Origin of the sequence: Alicyclobacillus sendaiensis NBRC 100866 (assembly GCF_001552675.1) — a bacterium.
Lineage (GTDB): Bacteria > Bacillota > Bacilli > Alicyclobacillales > Alicyclobacillaceae > Alicyclobacillus > Alicyclobacillus sendaiensis.
This window is the reverse complement of the sequence record NZ_BCRQ01000114.1, coordinates 1-2,444: the sequence shown is the minus strand read 5'-3', so window position 1 is coordinate 2,444 and position 2,444 is coordinate 1. Positions and strand designations below refer to the sequence as shown.

At 56.2% G+C, this 2,444-nt stretch carries 2 protein-coding genes; both read left to right on the top strand.

The window, feature by feature from the left end; translation table 11 throughout:
• The first annotated feature begins 148 nt into the window (after positions 1–148).
• Positions 149–1,651 (top strand): IS21 family transposase, encoded by a 1,503-nt coding sequence (gene istA / locus AS26_RS13410; protein WP_062310597.1) that lies wholly within the window; start codon positions 149–151, stop codon positions 1,649–1,651.
• A complete protein-coding gene (istB, locus tag AS26_RS13405; RefSeq protein ID WP_062310594.1) occupies positions 1,648–2,376 on the top strand; it encodes an IS21-like element helper ATPase IstB in 729 nt (242 codons plus the stop codon). Before istA ends, istB begins: the two co-directional genes overlap by 4 nt.
• Positions 2,377–2,444: the final 68 nt, after the last annotated feature.

The following is a 2,444-nucleotide window of genomic DNA, read 5'->3' as shown; positions in this document are numbered from 1 at the left end:
GTTTAGCGCAAAATAAAAGTGCAGAACGCCGACACGCAAATCTACACAGCATGGCGGCGCCTGCGGAAATGTGATAGGCACTTGCAACACCACTCTACCAATTCTACCCTTGGGGTTGACGAAGACGCCTCAAGGGGGATGAGAGAGGATGTTGAAAGTGCCTCAGCAGCAGTATATCAAGTTTCTTTACGAGAGTGGGGAGTACTCGATCTCCGAAATTGCGCGGTCTGTGGGTGTCAACTGGCGCACGGCGAAAAAGTACGCGACTCGGGACGACTGGAATCTACGCCTTCGTCCCCGCCGCACGCGCCACCCGGTGCTGGGACCGTACCTTGAAATCATCGACACCTGGCTGCTCGAGGAACAAGCGCTTCCCCGCAAGCAACGTTACACGGCCAAGCGCATTTTTGAACGCTTGCGAACGGAATATGGATACCCAGGCAGTCGTCGTGCAGTGGAGAGATACGTCTCAAAACGAAGAGAAGCCCTAAAGTCCGAGGCAGCGGAAGCCTACGAACGGCTCGAGCATCCCGGCGGAGAAGCGCAAGTCGATTTTGAGACGGCCTACATCGGCCAGGGCGGGAAACTCGTCGAACGGAAAGTGCTCGTGATGTCGTTCCCGTTCAGCAACGCAGCGTTCGCATTTCCCGTGCGGGCGGAAAACACGGAGTGCTTTCTGGAAGCCCTGAAACGTCTGTTTGAGCGCATTGGTGGTGTGCCAAGGCGGATCTGGTTTGACAATCTCCCTGCAGCGGTGGCCGAAATCGAGACAGGCGGGCAACGCATCTATACAGAGTTGTTCGCGCGATTCGTCGCTCATTACCGCGTCGAAGCCCTGTTTTGCAATCCCCATCGAGGGCATGAGAAGGGGCATGTGGAGAACAAAGTTGGCTATACACGTCGCAATTGGCTCGTGCCGCCACCGGTGTGCGAAACCGACGCAGAGCTGGAAGCGTATCTCGCCGAGAAGGAAACCCAAGATATGGCGCGGCCACACTACGCGAAGGGAGAACTCATCGCCGAGTTGTGGGCACAAGAGCGCAAGAAGCTGCTTGCGTTGCCGGATGTCCCATTCGAGGTCTTCCGTTTGACGACTTCCCGGCTGAACAAGTACCGCGAGCTGCGATTCGAAAACACGACCTATCCCCTGCCTCAGTGCGAAGCACTGGCGACGGTCTTGCTGAAGGTCAAATGGGATGAAATCGAGGTCCTTTCCAGTGATGGGACGTATCAAAGGCTTGCGGTCTTCCCGCGACCGTACGTGGACAAATCGTTTAAGATCGATTGGAAAGCGGTGTTCGACGGCTATCGCCGGAAGCCGCGCGCTGTGATGTACTCCGACTTGGCGAAGTATTTGCCCGCGTCGGTGCGCACATTTGTGCAAGTGCCGGAGACTGACCTCCGAAAGGCGCGAGTGGGACTCATTCGCCGCTTGCTCGAGCGGTACGACATGGCGGACATCGGCGAAGTGCTGGAGACGCTTCAGACCCATTCGCATCCCGAAGCGGTGCTGGAACACGCTTTGTATGCTAGGCAGCATCCCGAGTTTCGACCTGCACCTTGGATCGAGTCCCATACGCCAACGGAAGTTTGCGGGTATCGGCCTGACCTTCGGCGATACGACGCCTTGCTGGAGATGAGGATGCGATGAAAGAAGCGCTCGCTCAAGCTTGTAAAAGCCTGCACTTAGGGTATGTGATGGAGGCCTATGAATCCATTCCGTTTAAAGATCGCACCACGTTTCTCCTGGGTGTCTTCGAAGCGGAACTCAAGGGCCGGGAAGCCGCGCGGATTCGGCGGCTGCTGAAGAAAGCCCAGTTCCCTCAGGCAAAGCAGTTGGAGGGCTACGATTTCAGCAAAATCAAGTTTCCGCCGCACTGCAGCCGAGAACACCTGACAGAGCTCGGGTTTCTCGAGCGCCGAGAGAACGTGCTCATGCTCGGGCCGGTCGGTACGGGAAAGACGCATTTGGCGATTGCCCTTGGGATGAAGGCATGCGCGAAGGGACATGAAGTACGATTTTTCCGCGTTCACGACCTCGTGGCGACGCTGCAGGAGCGATACCAAGCGGGGACGCTGCGTCGCTTCCTGAGCGAACTGAAGAAGGCAGAGATGCTTATTCTCGATGAAATGGGTTTTGTGCCTTTTCACAAAGACGGCGCAGAGTTGTTATTCCACGTCATTTCGGATTGCTATGAGCAGCGGAGCGTCATCGTGACATCGAATCTGGAATTCGGACAATGGAACACGATTTTTGGCGAAGAGCGACTGACTGCGGCGCTCGTCGACCGGCTCGTGCACCATGCACACGTGCTGGCATTTACAGGCGAGAGCTACCGGTTGCAACATGCGCTTTCGGAAGCGATGTCGTCATAAGATTCCGACGAACTGTGCCTATGCACAAATCCGCGTCGCTATTCTGCACTTTTGACTTGCGCAAAACA

Bases quoted from the DNA above. Each gene is read 5' to 3' on its own strand.
- istA (WP_062310597.1), top strand. From the start codon at position 149: ATGTTGAAAGTGCCTCAGCAGCAGTATATCAAGTTTCTTTACGAGAGT.
- istB (WP_062310594.1), top strand. From the start codon at position 1,648: ATGAAAGAAGCGCTCGCTCAAGCTTGTAAAAGCCTGCACTTAGGGTAT.